Source organism: Methylobacterium sp. D54C, from assembly GCF_053345595.1.
In genome coordinates, this window is sequence record NZ_JBKFAK010000002.1 from 106,107 (window position 1) to 130,026 (window position 23,920).

General features: G+C 72.9%; 35 protein-coding genes. 13 read left to right on the top strand and 22 right to left on the bottom strand.

The features are described from left to right. A complete protein-coding gene (locus ACLBYB_RS05710) occupies positions 1–960 on the bottom strand; it encodes a helix-turn-helix domain-containing protein (protein ID WP_447698202.1) in 960 nt (319 codons plus the stop codon). 134 nt (positions 961–1,094) lie between these two features. Then, on the bottom strand, positions 1,095–2,393 hold the full coding sequence (locus ACLBYB_RS05715) for an MFS transporter (RefSeq protein ID WP_244540748.1): 1,299 nt from the start codon (positions 2,391–2,393) through the stop codon (positions 1,095–1,097). Between the two features lie 325 nt (positions 2,394–2,718). Here ACLBYB_RS05715 and ACLBYB_RS05720 point away from each other — a divergent pair, with 325 nt between their 5' ends. Continuing rightward, on the top strand, positions 2,719–3,672 hold the full coding sequence (locus ACLBYB_RS05720; protein ID WP_447698203.1) for an FkbM family methyltransferase: 954 nt from the start codon (positions 2,719–2,721) through the stop codon (positions 3,670–3,672). A 116-nt stretch (positions 3,673–3,788) separates the two neighbouring features. Here ACLBYB_RS05720 and ACLBYB_RS05725 read toward each other — a convergent pair whose 3' ends face one another. The 3 genes from ACLBYB_RS05725 to ACLBYB_RS05735 form a co-directional block, all read right to left on the bottom strand. Then, positions 3,789–4,628 (bottom strand): alpha/beta fold hydrolase, encoded by an 840-nt coding sequence (locus tag ACLBYB_RS05725; protein WP_447698204.1) that lies wholly within the window; start codon positions 4,626–4,628, stop codon positions 3,789–3,791. 223 nt (positions 4,629–4,851) lie between these two features. After that, a complete protein-coding gene (locus ACLBYB_RS05730; RefSeq protein ID WP_091676038.1) occupies positions 4,852–5,094 on the bottom strand; it encodes a hypothetical protein in 243 nt (80 codons plus the stop codon). 151 nt (positions 5,095–5,245) lie between these two features. Next, positions 5,246–5,659: a MucR family transcriptional regulator gene (locus ACLBYB_RS05735; RefSeq protein ID WP_020091004.1), complete on the bottom strand. Its 414-nt coding sequence runs from the start codon at positions 5,657–5,659 to the stop codon at positions 5,246–5,248. Positions 5,660–6,008: 349 nt separating this feature from the next. Between ACLBYB_RS05735 and ACLBYB_RS05740 the strand changes: the two genes are divergently transcribed. The 4 genes from ACLBYB_RS05740 (at position 6,009) to ACLBYB_RS05755 (ending at position 7,552) form a co-directional block, all read left to right on the top strand. Further along, positions 6,009–6,359: a hypothetical protein gene (locus ACLBYB_RS05740; RefSeq protein ID WP_056522867.1), complete on the top strand. Its 351-nt coding sequence runs from the start codon at positions 6,009–6,011 to the stop codon at positions 6,357–6,359. Between the two features lie 129 nt (positions 6,360–6,488). After that, positions 6,489–6,749, top strand: coding sequence for a hypothetical protein (locus tag ACLBYB_RS05745; protein WP_056523187.1), 261 nt, complete (start codon positions 6,489–6,491; stop codon positions 6,747–6,749). Further along, positions 6,749–7,156: a hypothetical protein gene (locus tag ACLBYB_RS05750; RefSeq protein WP_447698205.1), complete on the top strand. Its 408-nt coding sequence runs from the start codon at positions 6,749–6,751 to the stop codon at positions 7,154–7,156. The genes ACLBYB_RS05745 and ACLBYB_RS05750 overlap by 1 nt, the downstream gene beginning before the upstream one ends. An 84-nt stretch (positions 7,157–7,240) precedes the next feature. After that, positions 7,241–7,552 (top strand): hypothetical protein, encoded by a 312-nt coding sequence (locus tag ACLBYB_RS05755; RefSeq protein WP_447698206.1) that lies wholly within the window; start codon positions 7,241–7,243, stop codon positions 7,550–7,552. A 16-nt stretch (positions 7,553–7,568) separates the two neighbouring features. On the opposite strand, the gene ACLBYB_RS05760 is transcribed toward ACLBYB_RS05755, so the two are convergent. The 6 genes from ACLBYB_RS05760 to osmF form a co-directional block, all read right to left on the bottom strand. After that, the gene (locus ACLBYB_RS05760) at positions 7,569–8,033 is read right to left on the bottom strand and encodes a hypothetical protein (protein WP_020090999.1); all 465 of its coding nucleotides are present in this window, start codon (positions 8,031–8,033) and stop codon (positions 7,569–7,571) included. Positions 8,034–8,172: 139 nt separating this feature from the next. After that, positions 8,173–8,391, bottom strand: a complete 219-nt coding sequence (locus ACLBYB_RS05765) for a hypothetical protein (RefSeq protein WP_020090998.1) — start codon at positions 8,389–8,391, stop codon at positions 8,173–8,175. Between the two features lie 257 nt (positions 8,392–8,648). Beyond that, complete coding sequence (locus ACLBYB_RS05770; RefSeq protein WP_447698207.1) at positions 8,649–9,392, bottom strand: ABC transporter permease; 744 nt, start codon at positions 9,390–9,392, stop codon at positions 8,649–8,651. Then, positions 9,389–10,321 carry an ABC transporter ATP-binding protein gene (locus ACLBYB_RS05775; RefSeq protein WP_132368025.1) on the bottom strand — a complete coding sequence of 311 codons (933 nt, stop codon included), beginning with the start codon at positions 10,319–10,321 and terminating at the stop codon, positions 9,389–9,391. Before ACLBYB_RS05775 ends, ACLBYB_RS05770 begins: the two co-directional genes overlap by 4 nt. Further along, positions 10,318–11,508: an ABC transporter permease gene (locus tag ACLBYB_RS05780; RefSeq protein WP_447698208.1), complete on the bottom strand. Its 1,191-nt coding sequence runs from the start codon at positions 11,506–11,508 to the stop codon at positions 10,318–10,320. The genes ACLBYB_RS05775 and ACLBYB_RS05780 overlap by 4 nt, the downstream gene beginning before the upstream one ends. Before the next feature lie 207 nt (positions 11,509–11,715). Continuing rightward, entirely contained in the window at positions 11,716–12,648 is a 933-nt protein-coding gene (gene osmF, locus ACLBYB_RS05785; RefSeq protein WP_447698209.1) for a glycine betaine ABC transporter substrate-binding protein OsmF, read from the bottom strand. A gap of 442 nt (positions 12,649–13,090) precedes the next feature. Between osmF and ACLBYB_RS05790 the strand changes: the two genes are divergently transcribed. Then, on the top strand, positions 13,091–13,306 hold the full coding sequence (locus tag ACLBYB_RS05790) for a hypothetical protein (RefSeq protein ID WP_447698210.1): 216 nt from the start codon (positions 13,091–13,093) through the stop codon (positions 13,304–13,306). A 16-nt stretch (positions 13,307–13,322) separates the two neighbouring features. Here the strand turns inward: ACLBYB_RS05790 and ACLBYB_RS05795 are convergent, their stop codons facing one another. The 6 genes from ACLBYB_RS05795 to ACLBYB_RS05820 all read right to left on the bottom strand — a co-directional run bounded on the left by ACLBYB_RS05795 (position 13,323) and on the right by ACLBYB_RS05820 (position 18,410). Then, the gene (locus ACLBYB_RS05795; RefSeq protein ID WP_447698211.1) at positions 13,323–14,798 is read right to left on the bottom strand and encodes a protein adenylyltransferase SelO; all 1,476 of its coding nucleotides are present in this window, start codon (positions 14,796–14,798) and stop codon (positions 13,323–13,325) included. A gap of 221 nt (positions 14,799–15,019) precedes the next feature. Further along, positions 15,020–16,078: a phosphatase PAP2 family protein gene (locus ACLBYB_RS05800; RefSeq protein ID WP_447698212.1), complete on the bottom strand. Its 1,059-nt coding sequence runs from the start codon at positions 16,076–16,078 to the stop codon at positions 15,020–15,022. Between the two features lie 124 nt (positions 16,079–16,202). Next, a complete protein-coding gene (locus ACLBYB_RS05805) occupies positions 16,203–16,463 on the bottom strand; it encodes a hypothetical protein (RefSeq protein WP_020090990.1) in 261 nt (86 codons plus the stop codon). A 191-nt stretch (positions 16,464–16,654) separates the two neighbouring features. Continuing rightward, positions 16,655–17,185 carry a MucR family transcriptional regulator gene (locus ACLBYB_RS05810; RefSeq protein ID WP_100251589.1) on the bottom strand — a complete coding sequence of 177 codons (531 nt, stop codon included), beginning with the start codon at positions 17,183–17,185 and terminating at the stop codon, positions 16,655–16,657. Between the two features lie 361 nt (positions 17,186–17,546). Continuing rightward, positions 17,547–17,849, bottom strand: a complete 303-nt coding sequence (locus ACLBYB_RS05815; protein WP_020090988.1) for a hypothetical protein — start codon at positions 17,847–17,849, stop codon at positions 17,547–17,549. 135 nt (positions 17,850–17,984) lie between these two features. Continuing rightward, positions 17,985–18,410: a hypothetical protein gene (locus ACLBYB_RS05820; RefSeq protein ID WP_447698213.1), complete on the bottom strand. Its 426-nt coding sequence runs from the start codon at positions 18,408–18,410 to the stop codon at positions 17,985–17,987. Positions 18,411–18,506: 96 nt separating this feature from the next. Here ACLBYB_RS05820 and ACLBYB_RS05825 point away from each other — a divergent pair, with 96 nt between their 5' ends. Together ACLBYB_RS05825 and ACLBYB_RS05830 are read left to right on the top strand one after the other, a co-directional pair. Further along, on the top strand, positions 18,507–19,265 hold the full coding sequence (locus tag ACLBYB_RS05825; RefSeq protein WP_447698214.1) for a CDP-diacylglycerol diphosphatase: 759 nt from the start codon (positions 18,507–18,509) through the stop codon (positions 19,263–19,265). A gap of 90 nt (positions 19,266–19,355) precedes the next feature. Next, positions 19,356–19,685, top strand: coding sequence for a hypothetical protein (locus tag ACLBYB_RS05830; RefSeq protein WP_447698215.1), 330 nt, complete (start codon positions 19,356–19,358; stop codon positions 19,683–19,685). A gap of 43 nt (positions 19,686–19,728) precedes the next feature. Here ACLBYB_RS05830 and ACLBYB_RS05835 read toward each other — a convergent pair whose 3' ends face one another. Then, on the bottom strand, positions 19,729–19,896 hold the full coding sequence (locus ACLBYB_RS05835; protein ID WP_447698216.1) for a hypothetical protein: 168 nt from the start codon (positions 19,894–19,896) through the stop codon (positions 19,729–19,731). A gap of 154 nt (positions 19,897–20,050) precedes the next feature. Here ACLBYB_RS05835 and ACLBYB_RS05840 point away from each other — a divergent pair, with 154 nt between their 5' ends. Beyond that, the gene (locus tag ACLBYB_RS05840; RefSeq protein WP_170868072.1) at positions 20,051–20,296 is read left to right on the top strand and encodes a hypothetical protein; all 246 of its coding nucleotides are present in this window, start codon (positions 20,051–20,053) and stop codon (positions 20,294–20,296) included. Positions 20,297–20,311: 15 nt separating this feature from the next. Here the strand turns inward: ACLBYB_RS05840 and ACLBYB_RS05845 are convergent, their stop codons facing one another. Beyond that, positions 20,312–20,500, bottom strand: coding sequence for a hypothetical protein (locus tag ACLBYB_RS05845; RefSeq protein WP_020090982.1), 189 nt, complete (start codon positions 20,498–20,500; stop codon positions 20,312–20,314). Between the two features lie 167 nt (positions 20,501–20,667). Next, entirely contained in the window at positions 20,668–20,931 is a 264-nt protein-coding gene (locus ACLBYB_RS05850; protein WP_026604594.1) for a hypothetical protein, read from the bottom strand. Between the two features lie 217 nt (positions 20,932–21,148). On the opposite strand from ACLBYB_RS05850, the gene ACLBYB_RS05855 reads away from it, so the two are divergent. The 3 genes from ACLBYB_RS05855 to ACLBYB_RS05865 all read left to right on the top strand — a co-directional run bounded on the left by ACLBYB_RS05855 (position 21,149) and on the right by ACLBYB_RS05865 (position 22,131). After that, positions 21,149–21,538, top strand: a complete 390-nt coding sequence (locus ACLBYB_RS05855; RefSeq protein WP_447698217.1) for a hypothetical protein — start codon at positions 21,149–21,151, stop codon at positions 21,536–21,538. A gap of 21 nt (positions 21,539–21,559) precedes the next feature. After that, positions 21,560–21,760 carry a hypothetical protein gene (locus ACLBYB_RS05860; RefSeq protein WP_020090979.1) on the top strand — a complete coding sequence of 67 codons (201 nt, stop codon included), beginning with the start codon at positions 21,560–21,562 and terminating at the stop codon, positions 21,758–21,760. A gap of 65 nt (positions 21,761–21,825) precedes the next feature. After that, complete coding sequence (locus ACLBYB_RS05865; RefSeq protein WP_447698218.1) at positions 21,826–22,131, top strand: hypothetical protein; 306 nt, start codon at positions 21,826–21,828, stop codon at positions 22,129–22,131. A 58-nt stretch (positions 22,132–22,189) separates the two neighbouring features. Here ACLBYB_RS05865 and ACLBYB_RS05870 read toward each other — a convergent pair whose 3' ends face one another. Beyond that, the gene (locus tag ACLBYB_RS05870) at positions 22,190–22,594 is read right to left on the bottom strand and encodes a hypothetical protein (protein WP_020090977.1); all 405 of its coding nucleotides are present in this window, start codon (positions 22,592–22,594) and stop codon (positions 22,190–22,192) included. Positions 22,595–22,802: 208 nt separating this feature from the next. On the opposite strand from ACLBYB_RS05870, the gene ACLBYB_RS05875 reads away from it, so the two are divergent. Next, the gene (locus tag ACLBYB_RS05875) at positions 22,803–23,048 is read left to right on the top strand and encodes a hypothetical protein (protein WP_447680759.1); all 246 of its coding nucleotides are present in this window, start codon (positions 22,803–22,805) and stop codon (positions 23,046–23,048) included. A gap of 30 nt (positions 23,049–23,078) precedes the next feature. Here the strand turns inward: ACLBYB_RS05875 and ACLBYB_RS05880 are convergent, their stop codons facing one another. Continuing rightward, the gene (locus ACLBYB_RS05880) at positions 23,079–23,819 is read right to left on the bottom strand and encodes a DUF4336 domain-containing protein (RefSeq protein ID WP_447698219.1); all 741 of its coding nucleotides are present in this window, start codon (positions 23,817–23,819) and stop codon (positions 23,079–23,081) included. Between the last annotated feature and the right edge of the window lie 101 nt (positions 23,820–23,920).

Here is a 23,920-nt window from a genome sequence, read left to right on the forward strand (position 1 = left end):
CTAGGGGAGCGCGGGCCGGAGGTCGCCCGGGGCCAAGCCGAAGCGCTTGCGGAAGCCGCGGTTGAAGGTCGGCACGTCGGTGAAGCCGCACGCGTAGGCGATCGAGGCGATCCGCAGCTTGTCGTCGCGGCGGGCCTCGAGGCGCCGGCGCGCGAGGTCGAGGCGCGCGTCGCGGATCGCCGCCGCGATGCCGCCGGTCTCCGCGAAGGCGCGGTACAGGCTGGTCCGGGAGAGACCGAGCGCGCGCTGGATGTCCTGCGGGTTCAGGTCGGGGTCGTGCATCCGCCGCGCGATATGGGCGCGGGCGAGCGACACCACGGCCGCCCGCGAGACCGCCTCCGGATCGCCGCGCCGGGCCGCGCCGTCGACGAGATGGCCGAGGAGGTGGAGCACGCCCTCGACGGCCGCCTGCGCCTCGTCGGCGGACATCCAGGCGACCGAGCCGGCCACCCCGCGCAGCCGCGCCCGGACCTCCGCCCCGGCCGGGAGCGGGCCGAGGCTGCGGCCCGCGAAGGCGTCGGCGTCGCCGACGAAAGCCTCGAACATCTTGCGCGGGACGGCGAGGCGGATCTCGCCGTAGGCGCTCTGGGTGCCGGCCACGAAGGGCCGGTTCCGCGTCAGGAAGCTGATGTCGCCGGGGGTCAGCTGGGCCCCGCGGCCGTTCTGTTCCTGGTAGCCGACGCCGTCGAGCGCGAGGCCGATCACCACCATCCTGCGGGCGTTCCGGTCGACGTGGCGGGAGCGGAACTCCACCGCGACCGGGCTGCTCACCGTGTGGGTCAGCGCCCAGCCGGCCGAGGCCACGCTCAGGCGCTTGGCCGCGAACCGCTCCCGGGGGTGCCGCCGGCCGATGTCGCCGAACCCGGCCAGGGCCGTGCAGCGCCAGAACTCGAAGGCCTGCTTGGGGTCGACGTGGCTGGTCGTCTCGACGAGGCTCGGGACGAGCACCGGGCTAGACACGTGTGACACCCCCGGCGTGCCCGGCGGTTCCGTCCGGCCGCCTGCGCAACTTTATCGTGTGAATCTTGCCGGATTGGCAACCGACGCCATCCGGCGCGGCGCCGCGGGTCGGAGACCCGCGCTTCCGGGTTTCCCTAAGCAAGGGCCTGCCCGGACAGGCCGCGCGGTCCGGCGAGGAGCAGGGCCGCGCTCGCCGCGAGGACGAGCGTGATCACCGCGAACATCGCGTGCGGCCCGTAGGCCGAGAGGATCGGCAGGAGGATGATCGGCGCCAGCGCGGCCGCGACCCGGCCGCCGGCCCAGGCGCAGGTCATGGCCGAAGCCCGCAGCGGCGTCGGGAGCAGCTCCGTCGCGTAGACGGCGAGGATGCTGCCGTAGGTCGCCGCCGCGGTGTTGAAGGCGATGCCGACCAGGACCAGGGTCAGGAACGTGCCGCTCGCGGCGAAGGCCGTGCCGAGGGCCGCCATCGCCGCCGCCAGGGCCGTCAGGACGGCGCGCCGCTCGAGCCGGTCGATCGCCAGCGCGGTCAGCAGGGTACCCAGGGGCGGGCCGAGCATCGACAGCGCGGCGAAGACGAGGGATTGATCGACCTTGAAGCCCTTCTCCACCATCACGACGGCGCTGAGCAGCGGGAAGGCGATCGTCGCCAGGGGGGCGAGGGTGTAGAGGCCGACGAACAGGGCCGTCCGGCGCAGCTGGCGCGTCTCGGCGAACAGGCCCCGGAACCCCGCGGGCCCGGTCGCGGGCGGGTCCGTGTCCGGGTCGGCGGGGGCGGCGACCCGGCTCCGGCCGGCCGCGCGCTCGAACCGGCGGCAGGCGGCGTCGGCCTCGGCGGAGCGCCCGACCGAGGCGAGCCACCGCGGCGATTCCGGCAGCCGCGCGAACAGGACGCCGCCGAGCGCCGCCAGGGCGCCCCCGAGGATCAGCGCCCAGCGCCACGGCTCGATCCCGAGCGGCGCGGCCGGTGCCATCATCTGGACCAGGCCGATCGCGGCCAGGCCTCCGAGGAGCCCGAGTCCGGCGCAGACCAGCAGCGTCGCGCCGCGTCGGCGCGCGGGCGTCACCTCGGCGAGGTAGGTGGCGACCAAGGGTGGGAATCCGCCGATCGCGAACCCCGAGACCGTCCGGGCGATCGTCAGCGCCGTGAGCCCCTGGCTCGCGGCGGCCGCCAGCGATCCGGCGGCCATCAGCGCGAGGGAGGCCTGGAGCGCGCGCCTGCGGCCGAGGCGATCCCCCAGCATCCCGAAGACGGGTGCGCCCACCGCCCCGCCGGCGAACACGGAGGCGAGGAGCAGCGAGAGGCTGCCCCGCGGCATGTTGTGGGGCGGCGCGAGGAAGATGGCCGCCAGGGCGTTGCTCAGGGCGACCTCGGCGATGTCGGTGAACAGGCCCAGCGTGCAGACGGCGAGCGCCGCCGCGTGAAGCCGCGTCATCGGAAGGGAATCGAGCCGCCGCGTGACGGCCGCGATCGACCCGGCGACCGATGCGGCGGCATCGGAGGCACTCGCGGTCTGGCTTCCGGCGTCGATCAAGCGTGTGAGTCCTCTCCGGCCGGAGCGTGCCCGCAACCGGTGACGCACCGCCATGGCGGCGTGTTCCGCATCGGGAAACGTGACGACGTTCACGAATGCACCGTGCGTGCCGCCGGTGCGGCCGCGGGTCTGTAGTCGTACGGAGTCGGGCGGCGCGCTCCGGCGGGTCGTCCAGATGTACGGGCGGGTCATCGCCGAAAGAGGTTATTTGCGATCTGGGTCGGGCATGGTGAAGGTCGAGGGGGTTTCGAACGCGGCCGGGCCTCGCCGCCGCTCAACGTCAACGCGAGATGACTTTCAGCTTCTGTTCTCTACAGTGCACAGGCTGCAGGTAAAGGTGGATAATGTGAGCATTGCCAAACATTTGATGCGCTCAGCAGTCGCGCCTCTCTGCGCGCGGATTTCGAGGCTGCCGGTCTCTCAGAAATACATATTCAATGCGGTGCGCTTGAATCGACCGGAAATGCGGCCGTTCGTCATCGATAACGACATAAGATTCCTAAACTATTGCATAGCGCGCCGAGACCGATCGAGATCGCAGATCCTGCAAGACTTATGGGTCTGTTTTGAGCTCGGCGAGAAGTCGGATGGATTCTTCGTCGAGTTCGGTGCGACAAACGGTTTAAAGAACAGCAACACGTGGTTACTCGAGAAGAAGCTCGGATGGAAGGGCATCTTGGCAGAGCCCAATCCGGTCTGGCATCGGGAGCTGATGCGGAACAGGGATGCATTCATCGAGACACGATGTGTCTCTTCCAGATCCGGAGAGACGGTGTCTTTCCTCGCGACTGACGACGCGGATCCCGAGTTGAGTGGAATGGAGGCGTTTTCCGACGCCGATCATTTCTCGGAGACCCGAAAGCGGGGTGCGCGCCTCGCGGTGGAGACGATTTCCCTGGACGACTTGCTGGATCAGTACGGCGCACCTGAAATCATCGACTATATGTCGATCGACACGGAGGGCAGCGAGCTGGAGATCCTATCATCCTACAGTTTCAGGCACAAATTCCGAACCCTCTCGGTCGAGAATAATCCGAAGACAGAGCGCGCCGTTGAGGAAATGCTCGTATCTAAGGGTTACCATCGAGTATTTGCGCAATTTTCGCAGTGGGACAGCTGGTATGTCTCGTCCGAGCTTAGGAGTTCGGCGCCGATTGATATCGTTGCACCTGAGGCGTGAACGCTATCTTCGACGAATTGCCGGCAAGCGATGCGTTCCGATGAAGTTGGGGCGTGGGCTGGATCATCGCGGTCCGACCACGTTCGGGAAACTGCCCGATCGAGCGCCTCTGGCCATCATGGCCCGTCCAGGAAGCCGAGGAGCGCCGCGTTGAAGAGCGCCGGATCCTGGAGGAACGCGAAGTGGCTGGCATTGGGCAGGATCAGCAGCCAAGCCCCGGGAATCGTGGCAGCGAGGTACTCGGTGTGCGCGCGCTTGATCCCCTCGTCGTGGTCGCCGTCCGCGATGAGGACCGGCGCGCGGATCCGCTTCAGATCGGCTTCGGTCCAGCGCGGCTGCCCGCCCCACATCCGGCCAACCGCGTCGACGAAGGCGGCGTAGTCCTTCGGGGTCGGCGAGAGGGCCTCGTACTCCTTGCCGGCCCGGTCGATGAAGGCGGCGAAGGTCGGGTTCGTCTCCACACCCTCGATCAGGCCAGACGGGTCGGCGTTGGCGCCGAACGCGAACACCTTGCCGACGCGGTCGGGGTGGCGCATCGCCATGTCGAGACCGAGGATCGCGCCGTCGCTCCACCCGACGATGTCGGCGCGCGGGATCTTCAGCACGTCGAGCAGCCCGACCACGTCGTCGGTCATCAGGTCGTAGCCGAATGGCCGATCGTCCCGGGTGCTGCGGCCGTGCCCGCGGCTGTCCACGAGGATGACCGTGCGGCGGGCGGCGAGCGCCGCGACTTGGTGGCCCCAGTAATCGGAGTTCGACAGGCCGCCGTGCAGCAGGACGACCGGCGGACCGTTGCCGATCGTGGCGTAATACAGCCGAATGCCGTTGACGGCGGCGCGCCCGGAAACCGTGCCGGCGACCGGCGCGGGGGTCGGCGGCAGGTCCTGCCAGCGCGGTCCGGCCCAGGCCGGGGCTCCGGCCAGCAGAAGCGTCAGGGCGATCGCAGTCCGAAGCATCGAACACCTGTCGTCGTTGCCGGGGCCGGGCTGCCGGGTCGATCCGGTCCAGCGCGACCCGCCGCGACCGCGAGCTGCGGTCGACCTGCGCGCGGACCGTGACCGGCTCGGATTACAGAACGATTTCAGGCCGTGGCCCGCGGGCGGCGAGCGCGGAGTCCGGCCGGCGCCCGGGCGCCGAAGGCCGGCGCGCAGCACGGCGCTCGCGCGAGGAGCGGGGCCTCTAGAAGCGCGGGCTCGTGCGGCGGGGCCGGTCCGGCCGGGGCGCGGGGGCGGCTGGCGCATGCCGATGGCCGACCACGTCGCCGTTGCGGTAGGCCTCCTGGATGTTGCGTCGCGCGGCCCGCCCCGCCGTCCCACCGGGCTGCGTCACGGCCGAGTCTCCGGACGGGGCCAGGACGGTCTGCGCCGAGGCCGGTCCGATCCCGAGGAGAAGGAGGGCGACGCAGCCAGACAGACCCTTCATGGCCAGATCCCTCTCACCCGATCGCGTTGCCAGACGGGCCGACCCGCAGTGCCGGCACGCGCGCGCCGCCCCGCCCAGCGCGTCTACGTCCGTGCCGGCCATCGGTTCACGGGGGCTCGGCGGCCGGGCTGCGTCGGTCAGGCGGCGTCGATCAGGCAGCCTTGCTGCCGAGCCGGATCGCCTTGGCGATCTCTGACCGGCGCTCGGCGTAGCCCGGCGCGGTCATCGGGTAATCGTCCGGCAGCCCGTAGCGCGCGCGGTAGAGTTCCGGCGTCAGCCCGTGCGCCGTGAGGTGCCGCTTCATGGTCTTGTACGACCGGCCGTCGATGAAGCTGACGATGCCGTCCTGGCGGACCGAGCCGCGGATCTGAGCGGCGTCGGGCTGCTCGGGCGGCGCCTCGACGACCGCGGGCCGGTCGGTGAGCGCGGAGAGCGCGCCGTGCACGGTGAGCAGGAGCGGCGGTATGCTGGTGTGCGGCAGCGCGTTGTTCGACAGATAGGCGGTCACGACGCGCAGGGCCACGTCGCTGATGGTCGGCTCGAGCTGGTCCTGGTTCTTGCGCAAAGCGATCGACCCCTTCTTCGACCCTGCCGACACCTATTATAGACCAGGAATACTCGGACATTATCGTCTGTCAATGCAGAATTTCGATGCGACGCGCGCCGTCCGGTTGGTCAATGACATGGCCATGGTTCTGTCCGAGATTGGGAGAGCGCCGCCGGATTTTTCGGGTCGCGCCTGCGGGACAATTCGCCGGCGAGGTTCCGACGCTTCCACTTCGCAGATCTTCGTGATCCAATACGCTTCGAGCGCATCGCGAAGTCCCTTCATGGCCGCCACACGCCGCCCGCCCGTTCCGAGGTCGAGGGTCCGGAAGTCCCGCACCGTGCCTGGGACGGGATGGGGACGCGCGATGCTGGCGGCGCTCCTCGGAGGCCTGCTCGCGGCGCCGTTCGCCCACGGACAGGGCGCCGATGATCTGGAGGCCGAGATGCGGGCGCGGGTCGCCGCGGCCTTCCCGGATGCGGGCCTCGTGAGATTCCGCAAGATCCGACCTATCCCCGCCGAGGCGGAGTCCGCCGTGGCGTTCTGCGGCCAGGTCAGCAGCGGCCCCGTCGGGCAGGGGCGGTCGGATTTCCAGGTGTTCCTGTACGACCGCACCGCGTCGGCCGAGACCGTCCGCATCCTCGGATCGGAATCCCTCAACGGCTACCGCGTCGGCCGGAAGCTGATCGGCGCCCTGCGGCGGGTCGGCTGCCTGTGAGGCGTGCGGCCGGGGTGGTCTGTCTCACACGTGACGAAAATGTGGCAGAAGCTTGACTATTGCTTCAAGGTCGTTTTATAGCTTGACCGTGGCGTTGCGGTTACATCCCCGAGTCCCATGGAGGTTCGGATGTGCGCGCGGAAGACCTTCTACATTTTCATCTCGGCCTCGGACGGGGAACAGTTCTGCGCCGTCCGACAGGACCAGCCCATCCCGTCGCTCATCGACGGTGTCCGATGGATGTATGTCGGCTGCATCGATACGACCCGGGACAGGCCGTACGGATTCGACGTGGACGCGGCGCACGCGGCGATGCGGCACCGCGGCGTCTACTTCTACCGGCGCGAATTGATGTTCCGCCGGGCCAACTTCCTCCTCGAAGCCGCCTGATGGTGGCTGCCCCCGGACCGATCCTGGCCGGCGCCCTGTTGGTCGCCGGTCTCGGGTTCGCGTCCGCCGCCGAGGCGCAGGTGCCGACGCGGGTCGGCACCTGCGCGGCGACCACCATCGCGCGGATCGGGACCCGGTTCAGCGACACGCTCGTGAAGCCGAAGGGCGACGGGATCGGGGACGGGACGAGCGTCGATCTCAAGAACGGCGTCTACGGCGTCTCCTACGCGTATGTCGAAGCGGTCGCGCGGTCGCGGGTCGGCGACCGGGTCATGACCTGCCTCGTACTTCTGCCGACGGGCTGCCCCAAGGGCGACGATCGCGGCAAGATGTACACGACGACCAACCTGCGCACGCTGGATTCCTGGACTTTGCCCGACTCCCAGCACATGTGCGGCGGGGCCTGATCGGGCGTCCGTGAACCCGCCGCCCGGAGGGGCGTGCTGCCTCAGGGGGTGGGATCCGGGTCTCGGTGAAGAGGAGAGGGATCCGTGTCGCTCAGGAACGCTCTTGCCGCCCTCGCGCTGGCGGTGGCGGGCTCCGCGCCGGTCCCCGCCTGGGCGTGGGGCGTCCCCGGATGCATCAACCTTCCCGAGTACAACCGCGCCCTGGGCGCCCTGCAGGGCATGACGAGCGCCTGCGACATGAGCGTCGAGGAAGCCCGCCGGATCGTCGCCGCCCGTGACGGCGTCGCGCCCGGGCCTCCGGTCGCCGCCGCGGAGCCGCCGACGCCGCCGCGGGTCGCGCCGCGGCACCGCAGGGCGCGGGCGCACCGGAGCGCGCGGCCGCGGCATCACCGCTGAGCCGGCCGACCGGCGCTCAGGTCCCGTCCTCCGGCGCCCCCGGGGGATCCGCGCGGGTGCGCGCCCAGTCCCGGTCGCGCTCCGCCTGCCGGGCGCGCTGCTCCGCCACGTAGGCCTCCTGGTCGGCGCGCTCCCGCTTCCGGCGGCGGTCGGCGGCGGCCGCGCTGCGCTTGCGCCACGCCTCCGTCTCGGCCTTCTGGCGCAGCAATTCCTCGACCGTGACGGGTGTCACCGGTTCCTTGGGTTGCGCCCAGGGATAGGACCGCCGGGGCGGGGGCGGGCGGGCCGCCCGATCGGCGGAGGCCTGTCCGCTCCGCCGGAGCGCCTCGGCCGCCGCCGCGAGGGTCAGCCCGGCGCCCCGGGCGATGCGCTCGGCGGCCGCCCGGGCGGCCGCGCGCTCGCCCGCCGTGGCCCCCTGGTCGGCGAGCGCGAGGCACTTCTCGAACCGGTCCCGGTCGGCGGGCGTCATGGGCGACGTCATGGGCAGCGTCTTATCGCCGAGTCGACCCGCCTGTCCCGTCGCACCGGATCCGTCGATCCGGTTTCGCGCCAGCCTCCGTGCCGGTCAGGCCGCCGCGGCCGCGCGTCTCGCCGGCCGTCCGGCGCCGCGACCCGCGCGGCTACGTCTGGGCGCGTCCGTTCCCGCCCGGACCGATCGCCGGCAGTCCGGCCCCGTCCGGCAGGCCGCCGAGCACCACGAGGATCCGTCCCAGGAGCACCCGCGAGTGCCGCGCACCGCTGCCGATGGCCGTGAGGTCCGGCCGGCCCGCGCGGGCCTCGTAGGCCGCGCGCAGCCGGTCGAGCTGCCGCCTGCGCGTCTCGGGATCGCTGGAACCCATGGCCCATCCTCCCGGCGGGCCCTGGCTCGCGGTGCGCCCCCGCGAGCGAGCCTTCGACCATCCCGAGTCGGGGAGTTGGAAAACCGTGTCTGAACGGTCCCTACGACCTTTAGCGCCGGAACGCCTGGACATACGCCGCAGGCTCCCCGACCGTGTGGCCAAGGATACGGGTGCCGTTGTGGTCGGCACCGACCATCAGACAGGGGGTTCCACGCCCCAGGGCCGCGCGTACGGCCCCGCTGGCCTTCTAGTCGCCTCTAGGAAGGAAATCCAGCCCGGCGTGCCGCGCCGCGCTCGAGTCGGCGGAAACCGCCGTCGATCAGGAGCGCCAGCGCGGACACGACGAGGCCGCCCTGCAGGACGTAGGCGGTGTTGCCGGTCAGCAGGCCGGAGATGATCACCTCGCCGAGGGTGCTGGCGGCGACCGTGGAGCCGATGGTCGCCGTCGCCAGCCCGATGATCGCGGCGAGGCGGATCCCCGACAGGATCATGGGCAGCGCCAGGGGCAGCTCGACGCGGACGAGTCGCTGCCGGTCGGTCAGACCCATGCCGCGGGCGGCCTCCATCAGCGCCGGGTCGAGATCCTCGAGCCCGGTGAGCGCGGTCTCGAAGATCGGCAGGAGCCCGTAGAGGACGAGGGCGATCAGGGTCGGGACCGCGCCGAACCCGAGGATCGGCACGGCCAGGGCCAGGACCGCGACGGGCGGGAAGGTCTGCCCGATTCGGGCCACCGACCGGGCGAAGGGCAGCACGTCGCGGCCGGCCGGCCGCGTGGCCGCGACCACGAGGCCGAGGGCGATCGCGGCCGCGGTCGCGGTCGCGGCGGCGACGAGCAGGAGGTGGTTGACGGCGAGCGTCAGCAGCGGCGTCTGGGCGTAGATCGGCGGCGTGTCGCCGGGGGCGAAGGGCCGGAACAGGGGCGCGAACCACCCCGGGGCGACCAGGAACGCCCCGAGCAGGGCGAGGAGCGCGGCCCGGGCGATCTGCGGGGCGCGGATCACGGCCGGGCGCCCCGCGCCTCGAGGGCCTCCCGCGTCACCCGGCCCAGGACGACGCCGTCGCGGCTGACCGGCAGGGCCGGGCGCCGGGACCACAGGCTCTCGGCGAGGGCGGCCCGCACCGTGGTTCCGGCCGGGATGGGCGGGCCCGGCGCCGGGCCGGGCTCGATCAGATCGTCCACGGCGCGCAGGGCCATGAGCTGGAAGGCCCGGTCGCCGCTGCCGAGGAGGGCGCCGACGAAGGCGGTGGCGGGCGCGCCGACGAGGTCCGCCGGCGCGGCCTCCTGCACGAGGCGCCCGCCATCCATTACGGCGACCCGGTCGCCGAGATGCAGGGCCTCGGTCATGTCGTGGGTCACCAGCACGATCGTGGTGCCGTAGCGCGCCTGGATCGCCAGCAGATCCGCCTGCGCCCGCCCGCGGATGATCGGATCGAGGGCGCCGAAGGGCTCGTCCATGAGCAGGATCGGCGGCTCGGCCGCGAGCGCCCGGGCGACGCCGATCCGCTGCTGCTCGCCGCCGGAGAGCGCCGCCGGCAGGCGGTCCCGGTAGATCGCCGGATCGAGGTTGAACAGGCCGAGGAGCTCGTCGACCCGCGCGGCGATCCGCCGGCGGTCCCAGCCGACGAGCCTCGGCACCACCGCGATGTTCTCCGCGACCGTGCGGTGGGGGAACAGCCCGTGCCCCTGGATGGCGTAGCCGATCCCGCGCCGCAGCAGGTGCGGCGGCACCTCCCGGACGTCCCGGCCCGCGATCCGGATCGTCCCGGCGCTCGGCTCGATCAGGCGGTTGATCATCCGCAGCAGGGTGGTCTTGCCCGATCCCGAGGTGCCGACCACCGTCAGGATCGCCCCGGCCTCGACCCGCAGGGTGACGTCCGCCACCACCGTGCGCCCCTCGAAGACGCGGCTCACCCCGGCGAGGTCGATCATGGGATCCGCTCCGCCGCGCGGCCGCGGCTCAGGTCGATGACGGCGTCGAGCAGCACCGCGGCGCCGGTCGCCATGGCGACGGTCGGCAGCGCGCCGAGCAGGACGAGGTCGCCCGCGTTCTGGCTGATGCCCTGGAAGACGAACACGCCGAGGCCGCCGCCGCCCACGAGCCCCGCGATCACCGCGAGGCCAATATTCTGGACGAGGACGATCCGGATCCCGGTCAGGATCGCCGGCAGGGCGAGGGGCAGGTCGACCTGGAACAGCCGCTGGCGCGCGGTCATGCCGACGCCCCGGGCGGCGTCGCGCACCGGCCAGGGCACCGCGTCGAGGCCCGCGACGGTCGCGGCGGCCACGGGCAGGAGCGCGTAGGCGAACAGCGCCACGAAGGCCGGCGCTGCGCCGATCCCCGCGATGCCGAGGGCGGCCGCACCCGGCACCTCCCGGCCGATCCAGGCCAGGGGCGCGATCAGCATGCCGAACAGCGCCATGGACGGGACGGTCTGCACGACGTTGAGGCCCGTGAGCAGGCCCGTCCGCGCGGGCGCGACCGGGCGGGCCAGCACGGCCGCCATGATCCCGACCAGGGCGGCGGCCGCCACCGAGGCGAGGGCGAGGGCGGCGTGGGTCCGCAGCTCCCGGCCGAACGTGTCGGAGCGACTGGCATATTCCCGCAGGACCGAGAGGTTGTCCCAGAAGCCGGTGCGCAGGGCGAGCCCCGTCGCGGCGACCAGCAGGGCGAGCGCGGCGATCCGCAGGACCGGTCCCGGCCGCAGCCGCGCCAGCCCGTCGCCGGCCGCGAGGGCCGCCGTGACGAAGGCGAGCCACCAGCCCGCGTCCGGCGAGACCCGGCCGTACCGGTCGCCCGGCGCGGTCAGCTGATCGGCCGCCCAGCCGGCCGCGAGGCCGAGCAGCAGCAGGATCGCGGCGGCGGCGGCCAGCCGCAGGATCGGCGCCGACCGCAGGACCAGCGGCGGCAGCGCGAGGGCGACGACGCCCCCGAGGAGGAGCGCCGCGCCGGGGGGGAGCGCCGACCACGCCGTCAGCGCGGTGCCGGCCGCGATCCGGTTCGGCCGGGTCGTCATCAGCGGCAGGGCGAGCAGGCTCAGTGCCAGGACGGCCGCGAAGGCCGCGCCCAGCGGATCGACGCCCGGGCGAAACCGCCCGGACGCGAGGGATTCCCCCATCCTCACGCTGCGGCGGCGCCCGGGGGCGCGACGATGGACGGAAATGCGGCGGGTCTCATGAGGCGGGTCACCGGCGTCGCGACGCTCTCGGGCGCCCCGCCGCGCATCCTTGCCGGCGGAGCCCCGGCTTGTCGACGCGGGATCCCGCGGGCCGCGGACGGCTCCGCCGGTGAGGGCGCGTCGCGCCGCGCTGTCCGCGCGGCCGGCTCACCGCACGAACCCGTTCCGCCGGAGGAAGTCCGCCGCGACCGCGGAGGCCGGCTCGCCGCCGATCTGGACCCGGCCGTTGAGATCCCGGAGCGTGGCCAGATCGAGCTTGCGGAAGATCGGGTCCAGCACCGCGGCGATCTCCGGATGGGCCTTGAGGACCGCGCCGCGGACCACCGGCGCCGGCTGGTAGACCGGCTGGACGCCCTTGTCGTCGTCCAGCATGACGAGGCGCGCGACCGCCATGCTGCCGTCGGTGCCGAACACCATGGCGGCGTTCGTGCCGGAGGTGCCCCGCGCCGCCGCCGCGATCGTCGCGGCCGTGTCGCCGCCGGCCAGGATGACGAGCTGGTTCGGCCGGAGGGTGAAGCCGTAGGCCCGGCCGAAGGCCGGCAGCGCCCCCGGGCTGGTCACGAATTCCGACGAGGCGGCGAGCTTGATCGCGCCGCCTCCCGCCACGTAGCGGCTGAAGTCGCTCATGGTCCTCAGGCCCGCGGCCCGCGCGACCTCCTCGCGCACCGCGATCGCCCAGGTGTTGTTGGCCGAGGCGGGCGTCAGCCAGACGAGGTCGTTGGCCGCGCGATCCAGGTCCCGGGCCGTGCGGTAGGCCGCCTCCGGGTCCTTCCAGACCGGGAGATCGGCCTTCCCGAAGAAGAACGCCGCGTTGCCGGTGTATTCGGGATAGATGTCGATCTGCCCCTCGATCAGGGCCTGGCGGACGATCGCGGTGGCGCCGAGCTGGATCTTGTCGACGGTCGGCAGGCCCCGGGCCTGGAGCGCCTGCAGGATGATGTTCCCGAGCACCCCGCCCTCCGTGTCGAGCTTGGAGGCGACGACGATCCCGGCCGCCGGCGCGCCGGGCGTGGGCGCGCACTGGGCTGTCAGCAGCGCGAGCCCTGCCGCGACGAGCCCCGCCCGGATCCGCTTCACCATGGCCTCCGGCTCTGCCCTGCGCCCCGTCGGTCCGGTCGGGCGCCCGCTTTCCGACATCTAGGGCCGGTCCCGGTCAAGTTGAGGCGGAGGCGCGCCGAGCCTGTGCCGCACGGGAGAGGGGAATGGCGCGACTGACTCCGCCCGAATCGTCGTCCGTCGAGACCGCTGCGACACGATCGGGCACGGCTCTCGGGCCGGCACCGCGGCGTGATTCGGCGCCCGAACCCGGTCGACAGCCTCGCTTCTCGCACCGGACCGCTCCGGCGTCGCGCACCGCGCGATCCCCACGAAGACCTGCGCGCCCTGCGAGTCCAACCGGGGCCGTATCAAATCAACACATTCCCGTTAACGTTGTTTAACCTTTACACGATCCTTCCGCGAACGATCCTGGCTTTGGCGATATAATCTTGAGTACATGCTTTGTGTCGAAAGGAGGGGGGATATGTCGTATTCGATTCTGGTTCGCGATCTCACCCGCGAGACCGACGGTACTCCCAGACTTCTGGCCTACGACATTCACGACCGCTCGGCGGCCGAGACTCTCGTGTCGGTGATCGCCACTTCGTACCAGGATCACGGTTTCAATCCAGCGACCCGCGTCCACTGGTTTCGCCACGCGGGCGGGCTGCGCGAGATCTTCACGTGGCCGCGGTCCTGACCGGCGGCGCGCGGGCTCAGGTGCCGCAGAAGGTCCGGTAGCCGACGCCGCCGCCCGCGGGCGCCTCCGCGAAGGCAGCGTGGTCCGGCTGGTCGTCGTAGGGGCGGGCCAGGACGGCGAGGAGCGTCGCGAACGGCGCGAAGTCGTCCCGCTCCACGGCGGCCTCGATCATCGCCTCGACCCGGTGGTTGCGCGGGATGAAGGCCGGGTTCTCCCGGCGCATCGCGGCGGCGGTCTCGACCGGGTCGCGTGCCTCCTGCGCCAGCCGCGCGCGCCACGCGGTCGCCCAGGCATCGTAGCGCGTCGGGTCGACGAACAGGTCGCGCACGGCCGCGTCGGCCTCAGGCCGCGCCGCCGCGTCGCAGAGCCGGCGGAACGTCAGGGTGAAGTCGGCTTGGTTCTCGGCCATGCCCTTGAGGAGGTCGCCCGCCAGCTCGGCGTCGCCGTCGCGGGGCTCGGCGAGGCCGAGCTTGCGGGCGAGGCCGCCGTGATAGGCCGCCTCGAAGCGCGGCGCGAAGGTGGCCAGCGCCGCCTCGGCCTCGGCGACCGCGGCGTCCTCGCCCTCGGCGAGGAGCGGCAGCAGGGTCTCGGCGAGGCGGGTCAGGTTCCAGAGCGCGATCCGCGGCTGCTGGCCGTAGGCGTAGCGGCCGTTGCGGTCGATGGAGCTGTAGACCGTCCGGGGATCGTAGGCGTCGAGGAACGCGCAGGGCCCGTAATCGATCGTCTCGCCCGCGACCGACATGTTGTCGGTGTTCATCACCCCGTGGACGAAGCCGACGTGCAACCAGCGGGCGACGAGGGCCGCCTGGGCCGCGACGACGCCCTCCAGCAGCGCCCGGTAGGGATTGCCGGCCCCGGCCGCGTCCGGATGGTGCCGGGCGACGACGTGGTCGGCGAGCGCCCGCAGGCCCTCGACGTCGCCCCGCGCCGCGAAGAACTGGAAGGTGCCGACCCGGATGTGGCTCGCCGCCACGCGCGTGAGGACCGCGCCCGGCAGGAGCGTCTCGCGCACCACCGGCTCGCCGGTCGTCACGGCGGCGAGGGCCCGGGTGGTCGGGATGCCGAGCGCCGCCATGGCCTCGCTGACGAGGTACTCGCGCAGGACCGGGCCGAGCGCCGCCCGCCCGTCGCCCCGCCGGGAGAACGGCGTCGGGCCCGCGCCCTTCAGCTGGATGTCGCGGCGGCGCCCGTTCCGGTCGACGACCTCGCCGAGCAGGACTGCGCGGCCGTCGCCGAGCTGGGGCACGAACTGGCCGAACTGGTGCCCGGCATAGGCCGCGGCGATCGGGTCGGCGCCGTCCGGGACCGCGTTCCCCGCGAGCGCCGCGACGCCGTCCGGCCCGGCGAGCCAGTCCGGATCGAGGCCGAGCTCCTCGGCGAGCGCGCGGTTCAGCCGGACGAGGCGCGGCGCCGCCACGGGCGTCGGCGGCCGGCGGGCGTAGAAGCGCTCCGGCAGGCGGGCGTAGCTGTTGTCGAAGGGGAGTGCCGTCATCGTCGGGATCTATGGAGCGCGGGGTCGGGGGGCAAGCGGGGCCGTCGGGGCCGCGGGATCCGGGCGGTGCCGTCGGCGCCCGTGGGCCTCTCAGACATCGACCGGAGCCGCGCGGCGGCGACGGAACCGCGGATCGTCCACCGGGTCCGGGTCATCGTCGCGCTTTCCCCGCCCCCTGGCCCATCCGCCGGGCGCGGGGATGTTCGCGGCCCGACCCGTTCTCAGGCGTCGGCTGGCCGGATCGCTTCGAGCGCCTCGATCCTCCGGGTGGCGGGATCGCGCGCGGCGGGATCGGCCGTCGACCCGCGCCGCCGGGCGCGGCAGGCCAGGGCCGCGAGGGCCAGGAGACCGCCCGCCAGCACGTCTGGCAGGTAATGACCGCCCGACCCGACGGTCGCGACGATCACGGCGGCGTTCAGCAGGACGGCCAGGGGGCCGAGGAGCGGCATCGGCGCCAGCGCCCAGGCCGTGAGGATCGCGAGGCACACGTGGAAGGACGGGAAGGTCGCGAGGCCGCGCAGGTCGCCGAGCGCCAGCGTGTGCAGGGTACCGGCCCGCAGCCGCGCCACCGGCTCCAGGTGCCAGAGCGCGCCGACCGTCTCCAGGGGCTCGGACGGGACGACCCGCGGGGCGTAGTGGGCGTAGGGGCCGAGGGCCGGCAGCAGGGCGGCGATGACGATCACGCACAGCAGCGTCGCGGAAAACAGCCGGATGTAGGTCCAGAGCCGGCCGAGGCGGCGGGTCGCGCTCAGCGCGATCACCACGAGCCCGACCTGCGGGCCGCTGGAATGGTAGGCGAGCGCCAGCCACCACGACAGCGTCGGGTGCCGCGCCAGGAACGCCACGTGACCGGTCCAGTCGAAGCCGAGGGCGGTCTCGATGCGGGCCAGCGCGGGATCGACGAAGGGCAGCCCGATCCCGGCGGCGAGGAAGTGCAGGACCGCCACCGGCACCGTGAAGGCGATGAGGAACGCGCTCGCCAGGGCCATGCCGCGCAGGGGCGGGTCGGACTTCACCGTGCTCAGGCAGGCGGCGGCGCTCAGCAGGACGAGGGCGGCGAGGCCCGCGAGCGCGAAGCCCAGGGGCGCGGCGGCGATGCCGGACGCGGCCATCCAGACGACGTCGACCGCGACGATCGCCAGGGTCAGGACCCAGAGACGCGGGTCCGGCGCGGCGATGCCGGTGCTGTGCCGGCGCAGCAGGCGCCACCAGGGACGTGCCGGGTTTCGAGCGCGGACGATGGGCGCGCGGCCGGCGTGAACGGCCCGGTCTGGACGCATGATCCGGCTCACCTCGCCCGACAGGGCCGATGCGCGGCCGGGACGAGGCTCGGCCGCGACGGGGATGCGGCCGCCGGCCGGGGGTGGCGGCGGGCGGACAGGGTTGGGGGTGCGGGGGCGGACTCTACCGGCCGGTCGTCGGGGCGTCGCCCGTGGCCGGGGGCTTGCCGGTACCGACCGCGCCCTCCGTCGGCGGCACGGCGGAGGGATGCGTGACGGCCTCCGTCGCGGTCTTGCCCGGGTCCTTCGTGTCGGCTGCCGGCTTCGGCGCGGTCTCGGCCGGTGGCGCCGCCCCGGGGCCGGGCCGATCCTGCGCCCGGGCCGCGGCCGGAAGGGCGGCCAGCGTGGCGGCGGCGAGGACGAGGGCGGGGATCGATCGGGTCAAGCGTGGCTCCGTCGGGCGGTCGGGTGTTCAACCGGCCCAACGGCTGGCCGCTGGGGTCGTTCCGACGCGCGCCGGTCCGGGACCGGCCGGGAGGTGACGGGTGGGTCCGGCGAGGCCGTACCCGGTCCCGTCATCTCAGGTCCTGACGCGCGGGGCGCCGGCAGTGCGCGCCGGGGCGCGCGGCCGGGGCCTCACGCCTCCGCGGCGGCCTTCCGGGTCTTGCGGCTCTTGGGAGCCTTCGTGCCGGCGCCGGCCTCCGCCGCGACGGTCTCCGCGGGCTCGCTCCGCTTGGCGGCCGGGCCGCGGCGCTTGTGGCCGAGGCCGGCGTTGCGGGCGAACTCGGCGCGCATCGCCGAGTAGTTGGACGCGGTCGTCGGGTAGTCCGGCGGCAGCCCGTAGCGCTGCCGGTACTGCTCGATCGTCATGCCGTTGCCGGTGAGATGCCGCTTGAGCGTCTTGTACGGCTTGCCGTCGATGAAGCTGATCAGGGCGTCGGGCGTGATCGACTTCTTGATCTGCGCGGGCGTCGCCTTCTTGAATTCGGGCTCCGACGTGACCGTCGCGTGCCCGAGACCGGCCAGCGCGGCGTGGACGCCCGACAGCAGCGACGGGAGGTCGGGAACCGGAACGGAGTTGTTGGCGACATAAGCCGAAACAATATCGGCGGTCAGCTCGACGAAATCGATCGGGTCCTGATGCGGTGCAGGATTGCTATCTTCCATGGGCGCCTCTCACGTGGGAGTGATCCATGAACGTGCATTCGCTTCTCGACAGTCAAGTCCTTATCTGCACGAAGATAACCCATTATGCCTGTTATCTACCGAATGGAGTCGCGAATACCAACATAGATCAGTGACGCATTTCGTGCCGGATCTTTCGCCCGCCGGCACCCCGACTGCCGGATCCTCGGGCGCCTCCGGCCGCAGCCGACCAGCCGGACCGGGCGGGGCTCTTCACAAAGCGTTAACCCTGACCGTGGTCACTGACAGGGTCGCTCCGGCTTTGGGGGTAAGAAGCCGAACGACAGGCGGGCCGAGCCCTGCCCCTCCATGCTCGGCCCGCGCCCTCGCGCCGCGGCGACGCTCAGGCGTTGGCCGCGGTCCCGATCGGCGTGGCGATCGCGCCGCGCGTCCCGGGCGGGATGACGGCCTGCAGGACCCGCGCGGGCCCGGCCGCGTAGTCGGCGCGGTAGCTGCGCTCGAGGGTCATCAGGGTGCGCATCGGCGCCTCGGCCAGGTCGAGCAGGCGGGCGTCGCGCCAGCGGAGCTTGGTGAGGCCGGTGCGGCTGAACCACCGCGGCCTCTCTTCCTCGACGAGCAGGACCAGCTTGCCCGTCCACGTCTTGCGGAACCAGAACCGTCCCGTGAGCTTGGCCGCGCCGAACATGCAGCACCTCGCGTGAGAGCCCCTTCAAGGCAACGCGGGTCAAGCTCGGCGGTTTCCGCGCGCGGCCCGTCGTCCGGCACCGGACCGGCGCCGCGGCCATGCGCCGGCGGCATGGGCGGGACGGCGCGACGCGGCTCAGCCGCAGGTGCGGTCGCCCAGATCGCGGCCGGCCAGGGTGGTGCCGGCCGCGGTGCTGCCGGCGAGGGCGCGGTCGGCCAGGATCGCGAGCGGGCGGCCCGCCAGGGCGCCGACGAGCCCGGCGGCGGCCTTGATCAGGAAGTCGTCGAACCGGCCGTGGCGGGTCCCGGTGAGGGTCTGGCCGGCTTCCAGACCGCCGGCCAGGACGACGCTGCCCGCCAGGATCCAGAGCCAGTGCCGCGGGTAGGCCACCGTCATGAGCAGCCCGGCCAGTGCGTAGGCCGCGACGCGCTCGTAGCTGGGATTGGCCGTGACCACCGGGCGGAGGCCGATCGGCACCAGCGTGATCGCGGCGATCAGCGCCACCAGGATCCAGGCCGCGACCCGTATCAGGCCGTGCCACTGCGCGTTCGATCTCAGCATCGCGGAAACGTAACCTCGCGGCGACGGCGGCCGCGTACAACGATGGCGCGCCGCCCGACGTATCATAACGCCGGCCGGGGACCGGAACATCTGATCATGCGTGGTACTCTGGTCGTCGCGACCCTTCTCGCCTTCTCGGTGATGCCGGCCGCCATCGCGGCCAATCCGGTGCGGGACGTGCTCTGGGTGGCGCTGCAGGGCTGCGTGCTCGCCAAGAAGGCCGCGGGCCGGAGCTTTCCCTGCCTCGCGGTCGATCTCGGAGACGCGGCGCGCCCGGGAACGGCGGTGCTGCGGGCGCCGGGCCAGCCCACCCACACGGTGGTGATGCCCACCGACAGCGTCTCGGGCATCGAGGCCCCCGTGCTCCAGGGCCCGCGGGGAGCGGCCTACTGGCGGGCGGCGCTCGCGGCCCGGCACTACGTGTCGGACGCGCTGCAGGGCCGCCTGCCCCCCTCCGCGGTGGGCCTGGAGGTGAATTCCGTGGGCGGCCGCAGCCAGGATCAGCTGCACATCCACCTCGACTTCATGCGCCGGAGCGTCACGGCGGCCCTGAAGGCCCATGGCGACGCCGTCGGCGACAGCTGGGCTCCGTTCCCGGTGCCGCTGGCGGAGGTGTCCTACCTCGCCATGCGGGTCCCGGCGGACGCGGTCGCGGCGTTCAACCCGTTCGCCGCGCTGGCCCGCGTGCCCGGCTGGCAGGGCCACCTGCACGACGCGAGCTTCGCGGCGGTGGAGGCCGATCCCGGGGATCCGCGGGGCGGGATGATCCTGCTCGCCTATCGGGAGCCTGAGGCCAGCGCCGAATACCTGATGGATCACGGCTGTCGGGTGGCGAGGCACGGCCGGGCCGGCTGACCGGCCGCCGAGCCGAGCCGAGCCGGGGCCACTGTTGCTGCTACGTTCTATCCCTCGGGGGCACGAATCGGGCATAGAGCGAGCATGCGCATGCCGGTGCTCAGCTTGTCCGCGATGCTCCTCCTGACCACCGGACCTGCGGTTGCGGGGCCGGCCGCCGGAGCCACCGATCCGGCCGAGCTGGAGCGCGCGTGGCACCGCTGCCTGCGGGACGCCACGGGGCATCAGCCGACGGGGCAGAGCCGCGCCGGCGACGAGCGCAACGCCCTCGACGAGTGCAAGGCCCGCGAGGATGCCCTGGTGGCGGCCCTGATGTCCGGCGCGCGCCCGGCGGACGCCCGCACCGGCACGGTGTGGTCACGGACCTGGGCGGCGTTCGTGGAGCCGCTCACCGCGTGGATCGGCGCGCTGCGGCGCTGAGCGCGTCGCGGTCCCCGCGCCGATCGTGCCGGGTGATACGGCGTCAGGCGCCGCCGATGCCGGTCGTCACCGTGCCGCTGCCCCGGCAATCGGAGCACTGCGCGTCGGCGACCTTGCCGGTGCCGCCGCAGGTCCGGCACAGGTTCTCGCTGGTGCCCGGCGTGCCGGGCGGGGCCTCGTCCTCGGGTTTGGGCGGATCCGCCTCGGCCATCGACAGCCCTCTCCGGACGCCCGTTCCTGACCGGCAAACCGTGTCGGCCCGGCGCTGTTCCCGGTCGCGTGCGTCGTCGAGGCTCGGTGCCGTCCGCGGCGTCGCACCGCGCACAGCCCGGCGAACCGCGGCCCGCGCGGGCCGTTGGCCGACCATGAGCGATCAGACCTCCAAGCCGCACCCGGATCCCGTCACCGAGGCGCGCCGGCGCGAGATGGCGACCGAGCATCTCCTGTTCGGGACGATGCGGTTCCTGGCGCGGCAGAACCCGGAACTGCTGGACGAGCTCGAGGGCAGCCTCGTCCACCTGTGGGATACGGTCGAGGGCGAGGCGCGGGACGATGAGGCCGTGCGGACCATCGCCCGGCGCATGCTCAAGGGGCTGCGGGCCGAGCGATGATCGGCCCGGCCCGGCTCACCGCTGGGCGGCGTCGGTCACCTTGATAGTCGGGATCATCGCCACGGCCTGCGCGGTCACGCGGTCGAACGTCTCCCCGGTCAGGCCCCGCTCCGTCGCGAGCTTCCGGATCCGGTCCGCGTGCTGCGAGAGGGTCAGGCCGAAATAGGTCTTCTCTGCCGCCTGTTCGACAGACTCGTTTGCCACGTGTTCACTCCTGTTCATGGTCGGTGAGGCGCGCTGATTTGGGCCAGGGCCGCCGGGGCTTCAACCCCCGGCCGCGGCCACCGCACCCCGGCCATGAACCGCGGTCATGGCCGGGGCGCCGTCAGGACTACCGTCTTGCCGACGCCCTGCCGCCGCCGGGCCACCTCTCAGCGGTTGCAGCCGATGCAGATGCCGCGGGTGATCGCGTCGTTGCGCTCCTCGACGGCGTCGCGGCGCTCGATGCTGCCGGTCTCGTTCGGGCCGAGGGCGCCGGGATTGGGCACCGTCTGGCCGGTCGCGGCGGTATGGGGCGCCTTGGCGGTGGTGGCGGGCCCGCCGCCGGTGCCCGTCTGGCTCACCGGGTCGGCCCAGGCGGTGACGGAGGCCAGGGTCAGGGCGGCGGCCATGGCGAGAGTCGCGGATCTGCGCATGTGAAGCTCCCAGCACTGCGTGCGTCGGTCTGTGCGAAACTGACGCACGCGCGCGCGAGAAGTTCCCGCCTTCGCGCGCGATCGGCACCCCGGCGCGAGTCGTTCGGCGGCTGAATGCGGCCGTTCACCTTCGGGCGTAACGGCTAAGCCATTTTGAGAACTGTCTTCGCTTCCGAATTCGGGAATCGTGGTGCTGTAACATTCGGAGGCGTACGTCATGAACCCGACCGTCAAGGCCGTGCTGCTGAACGAACGGGCCTCTGTGCTCTCGGCGATCGCGGCGCGTCAGGGCACCGTCTCCGACCTCCTCGTGCAGATCAACGGCGTCGAGAACGATATCTGGCGGCTGCGCCACCGCCTCATCGACATCGAGGCGTACCTAGTCGGGCATCGTGTCGAACTGCCGGATCTCGGCGAAGGGCAGACGGAGAGTGCGAACGGGACGGAGGTTCTCGTTCCGCGCAATGCGGCGCCGCAGGCCCCGACCCGGTCGGTCGAGGTGATCGGCCTGCCGACCTGCAAGCCCCTCGGCGATTTCGTCCGCCCGAAGACGTCCGCGCGGAAGGCCCAGGCGGCCGCCGGGCCCCGCCAGGTCGAGACCGCCTGAGGTCGTCCGGGGATCACGCCCATGCACCGCATCCGCCTCGCCCTTCGGCGGAGGGCCCCCGTGCCGCCGGCGCCGGCGCTGCCCGAGAGCCTGACCCGCTACGTGTCGCCGCCGGCTCCCGAGGCCGGCTTGATCACCGCGCCGCTCCGGGACATCGGCATGGCGCTGCTCGTCGGTGTCGTCGTCGCGCTCGTCGGCGGCCGGATTCTCGAAGCCTGGTAGCCGGTCCTGACTGTGTCCCGGCCATGGCCTATGAGGATCGGTGAGGATCCCGAGGGGGTGGACGGATGGGCAACGGCGACGGCAGCGGCGCGCCGAGCGCGAAGATCGCGGAGGTTCAGCGCCTGGCCACGGCGCTCGCGGCGCGCGTGCGCTACGCGCAGCTGGTAGGCCGGCCGGTCTACGAGGCGCAGATCTCCGCGCTGGTCGGCGCGGCCCGCCTGATGGATGAGGAGAGGGCCCCCTGGCCGCCGATGGTGGAGGAGGTGCTGACCGAGCTCGCCCGCGCGATCGAGGGGACCGAACCCGCCGCGGAAGGCGAGGTGGACGATTCTGGGGGAGACCCGGCGAAGGACGCGCCCGGACATCCCTGAGCGCACTGCTCCCGTCGCCACACCCCCATCGCCACCCCCGTCGCCACCCTTGTACCGGTCATCGCGCGATCGCGCCGGACCTCCGGCCGGGATCGCCCGGAGATGGGCCGCGCCTGTCGCGCGCCCTCAGCCAGATGGCGGCATCCAGCATGACGACGGGCGCCACCGCCAGGGCCGCGGCCAGGGTACGGTTGCGCCGCGGGTTCGAGGGCGTGGCGCGGGCCGCCAGCAGGCCGGCATCGAGGAGATCCCCGCCCACCCGCAGGCCGAGATGCCGCTCCGGCTCGGCGGCAGCCAGGATCGCCGCGCCCGAGGCGATCTCGCGCAGGCCGTAGAGCTGGATCAGGCCCTCGTGGCCGTCGAGGCCGGTCGCGGCGGCGACGCGCCGGGGCGCGAAGGTCTCGGCGAGGCCGAGCCCGATCCCGAACCAAGCCAGCCCGCGGGCCATCTGCCTGTCATCCATCTGCGATCCTGCTCCGCGCGGCCACCGGTCCATGGTTGGCCAACCGGGCGGTCCCGGCCGTGTTCCGGACCGCCGCGAAGCCGGAACTTCGGGGCGAAGGGCTGATTGATCAGTGTGCCGGCACGGAGATCCGCGCCGTCGCCGCGGTGCGACGATCGCCTCCGGTCGCACGCCCTCAACCCGCTCGCGTCGTGAAGGCGATGGCCGCATGATCCTGAGCCTGCAGGCCGTGCAGGTCGCGACCGGCAGCGACGATGCCGAGAGTCAGCTCGTCTTCGCCGACGGGTTCCTGGTCGCGGTCCTGGTCCGTCTCTCGGCGCAACACGGGGCCGATGCCGGGAAGTGGTTCCTCGAAGCCGGGTTCGGCCCGATCGATCCCCTCGCGCCGCCGCTGTTCGCGGACCTGCCGGCGGCCCGGGCCTGGATCATGCGGAAGCTGATCGCCGCGGCCTGACGGCGGCGACGGCGATTCTCGGGGCGATCCTCAGGACGGCGTCCCGAGCCAGCGGAGCGAGCGTCTCAGCCGGGCCGCACCGTCCGCGGCGAACCAGAGTCCGTGCGCGAACACGACCCGTTCCGGCGCCAGGCCGACGAGCTCCGCGGCCGCCCGCGCGGCGTCGCGCCGCCGGAGCCTGATCACGAGGCGCAGGTAGGGCGGCGGCTCGCCGTGCGGCGGCGTCATGCGGGCGAGGCGCAGGAGCGGACGCAGCAGCGCCGGCATCTTCGCGGGCTCCAGGTTGAGGACGAGGTCGGTCAGGATCAGCGTGCGGCTCGCGCCGTGGAAGAACGCGACCTCCCGGAAGCCGAACCCGCCCGGCACGACGACCTGACGCAGGTCCGCCGCCCAGTCGGGCGGCGGCGCATCCTCCAGGACCCGGTCGACGCGCAGGCCGGCGCGGCGGACCTGGCGACGCTCGCGGAGGTTGGGGGCTGCCCAGGTCAGGGCCTCCGGACACTGGGTCTGCCAGTCCTTCAGGAAGGTCCAGTGGGCGATGTTGGGCGCGACCAGGTGGCGGATCGGTCCGAGCGCGGCGATCGCGCGGTGCAGGCCCGCGTCGTAGCGCGTGGGGGAGTGCAGCCAGACCGATCCGTCCCCGAGACGGACGACGGTCATCCGGACGGGCAGGGGGATGCCGAGGGCGCGGAGCGGCCCGCTGTCGACGATCCAGACGCCCTCGGCCACCGGCTTGAGCACGTCGAGGGGTGGATAGGTCGCGTCCGGCAAATCCCGCTCTCTTCCTCGGCCGCGGGACGTCACGCGCCCGCACTTGTGCAACGGCGGGGCCGCGGCGGATTTCCCGGATCGATCGCCGCAGGGCCGGGGCG

Excerpts from the sequence above, each read along its gene's own strand:
- ACLBYB_RS05715 (WP_244540748.1), bottom strand. The coding sequence starts at position 2,393 with ATGACGCGGCTTCACGCGGCGGCGCTCGCCGTCTGCACGCTGGGCCTG.
- ACLBYB_RS05720 (WP_447698203.1), top strand. The coding sequence starts at position 2,719 with ATGGTGAAGGTCGAGGGGGTTTCGAACGCGGCCGGGCCTCGCCGCCGC.
- ACLBYB_RS05725 (WP_447698204.1), bottom strand. The coding sequence starts at position 4,628 with ATGCTTCGGACTGCGATCGCCCTGACGCTTCTGCTGGCCGGAGCCCCG.
- ACLBYB_RS05730 (WP_091676038.1), bottom strand. The coding sequence starts at position 5,094 with ATGAAGGGTCTGTCTGGCTGCGTCGCCCTCCTTCTCCTCGGGATCGGA.
- ACLBYB_RS05740 (WP_056522867.1), top strand. The coding sequence starts at position 6,009 with ATGCTGGCGGCGCTCCTCGGAGGCCTGCTCGCGGCGCCGTTCGCCCAC.
- ACLBYB_RS05745 (WP_056523187.1), top strand. The coding sequence starts at position 6,489 with ATGTGCGCGCGGAAGACCTTCTACATTTTCATCTCGGCCTCGGACGGG.
- ACLBYB_RS05750 (WP_447698205.1), top strand. The coding sequence starts at position 6,749 with ATGGTGGCTGCCCCCGGACCGATCCTGGCCGGCGCCCTGTTGGTCGCC.
- ACLBYB_RS05760 (WP_020090999.1), bottom strand. The coding sequence starts at position 8,033 with ATGACGTCGCCCATGACGCCCGCCGACCGGGACCGGTTCGAGAAGTGC.
- ACLBYB_RS05765 (WP_020090998.1), bottom strand. The coding sequence starts at position 8,391 with ATGGGTTCCAGCGATCCCGAGACGCGCAGGCGGCAGCTCGACCGGCTG.
- ACLBYB_RS05775 (WP_132368025.1), bottom strand. The coding sequence starts at position 10,321 with ATGATCGACCTCGCCGGGGTGAGCCGCGTCTTCGAGGGGCGCACGGTG.
- ACLBYB_RS05780 (WP_447698208.1), bottom strand. The coding sequence starts at position 11,508 with ATGGGGGAATCCCTCGCGTCCGGGCGGTTTCGCCCGGGCGTCGATCCG.
- osmF (WP_447698209.1), bottom strand. The coding sequence starts at position 12,648 with ATGGTGAAGCGGATCCGGGCGGGGCTCGTCGCGGCAGGGCTCGCGCTG.
- ACLBYB_RS05790 (WP_447698210.1), top strand. The coding sequence starts at position 13,091 with ATGTCGTATTCGATTCTGGTTCGCGATCTCACCCGCGAGACCGACGGT.
- ACLBYB_RS05795 (WP_447698211.1), bottom strand. The coding sequence starts at position 14,798 with ATGACGGCACTCCCCTTCGACAACAGCTACGCCCGCCTGCCGGAGCGC.
- ACLBYB_RS05800 (WP_447698212.1), bottom strand. The coding sequence starts at position 16,078 with ATGCGTCCAGACCGGGCCGTTCACGCCGGCCGCGCGCCCATCGTCCGC.
- ACLBYB_RS05810 (WP_100251589.1), bottom strand. The coding sequence starts at position 17,185 with ATGGAAGATAGCAATCCTGCACCGCATCAGGACCCGATCGATTTCGTC.
- ACLBYB_RS05815 (WP_020090988.1), bottom strand. The coding sequence starts at position 17,849 with ATGTTCGGCGCGGCCAAGCTCACGGGACGGTTCTGGTTCCGCAAGACG.
- ACLBYB_RS05820 (WP_447698213.1), bottom strand. The coding sequence starts at position 18,410 with ATGCTGAGATCGAACGCGCAGTGGCACGGCCTGATACGGGTCGCGGCC.
- ACLBYB_RS05825 (WP_447698214.1), top strand. The coding sequence starts at position 18,507 with ATGCGTGGTACTCTGGTCGTCGCGACCCTTCTCGCCTTCTCGGTGATG.
- ACLBYB_RS05830 (WP_447698215.1), top strand. The coding sequence starts at position 19,356 with ATGCCGGTGCTCAGCTTGTCCGCGATGCTCCTCCTGACCACCGGACCT.
- ACLBYB_RS05835 (WP_447698216.1), bottom strand. The coding sequence starts at position 19,896 with ATGGCCGAGGCGGATCCGCCCAAACCCGAGGACGAGGCCCCGCCCGGC.
- ACLBYB_RS05840 (WP_170868072.1), top strand. The coding sequence starts at position 20,051 with ATGAGCGATCAGACCTCCAAGCCGCACCCGGATCCCGTCACCGAGGCG.
- ACLBYB_RS05850 (WP_026604594.1), bottom strand. The coding sequence starts at position 20,931 with ATGCGCAGATCCGCGACTCTCGCCATGGCCGCCGCCCTGACCCTGGCC.
- ACLBYB_RS05855 (WP_447698217.1), top strand. The coding sequence starts at position 21,149 with ATGAACCCGACCGTCAAGGCCGTGCTGCTGAACGAACGGGCCTCTGTG.
- ACLBYB_RS05860 (WP_020090979.1), top strand. The coding sequence starts at position 21,560 with ATGCACCGCATCCGCCTCGCCCTTCGGCGGAGGGCCCCCGTGCCGCCG.
- ACLBYB_RS05865 (WP_447698218.1), top strand. The coding sequence starts at position 21,826 with ATGGGCAACGGCGACGGCAGCGGCGCGCCGAGCGCGAAGATCGCGGAG.
- ACLBYB_RS05870 (WP_020090977.1), bottom strand. The coding sequence starts at position 22,594 with ATGGATGACAGGCAGATGGCCCGCGGGCTGGCTTGGTTCGGGATCGGG.
- ACLBYB_RS05875 (WP_447680759.1), top strand. The coding sequence starts at position 22,803 with ATGATCCTGAGCCTGCAGGCCGTGCAGGTCGCGACCGGCAGCGACGAT.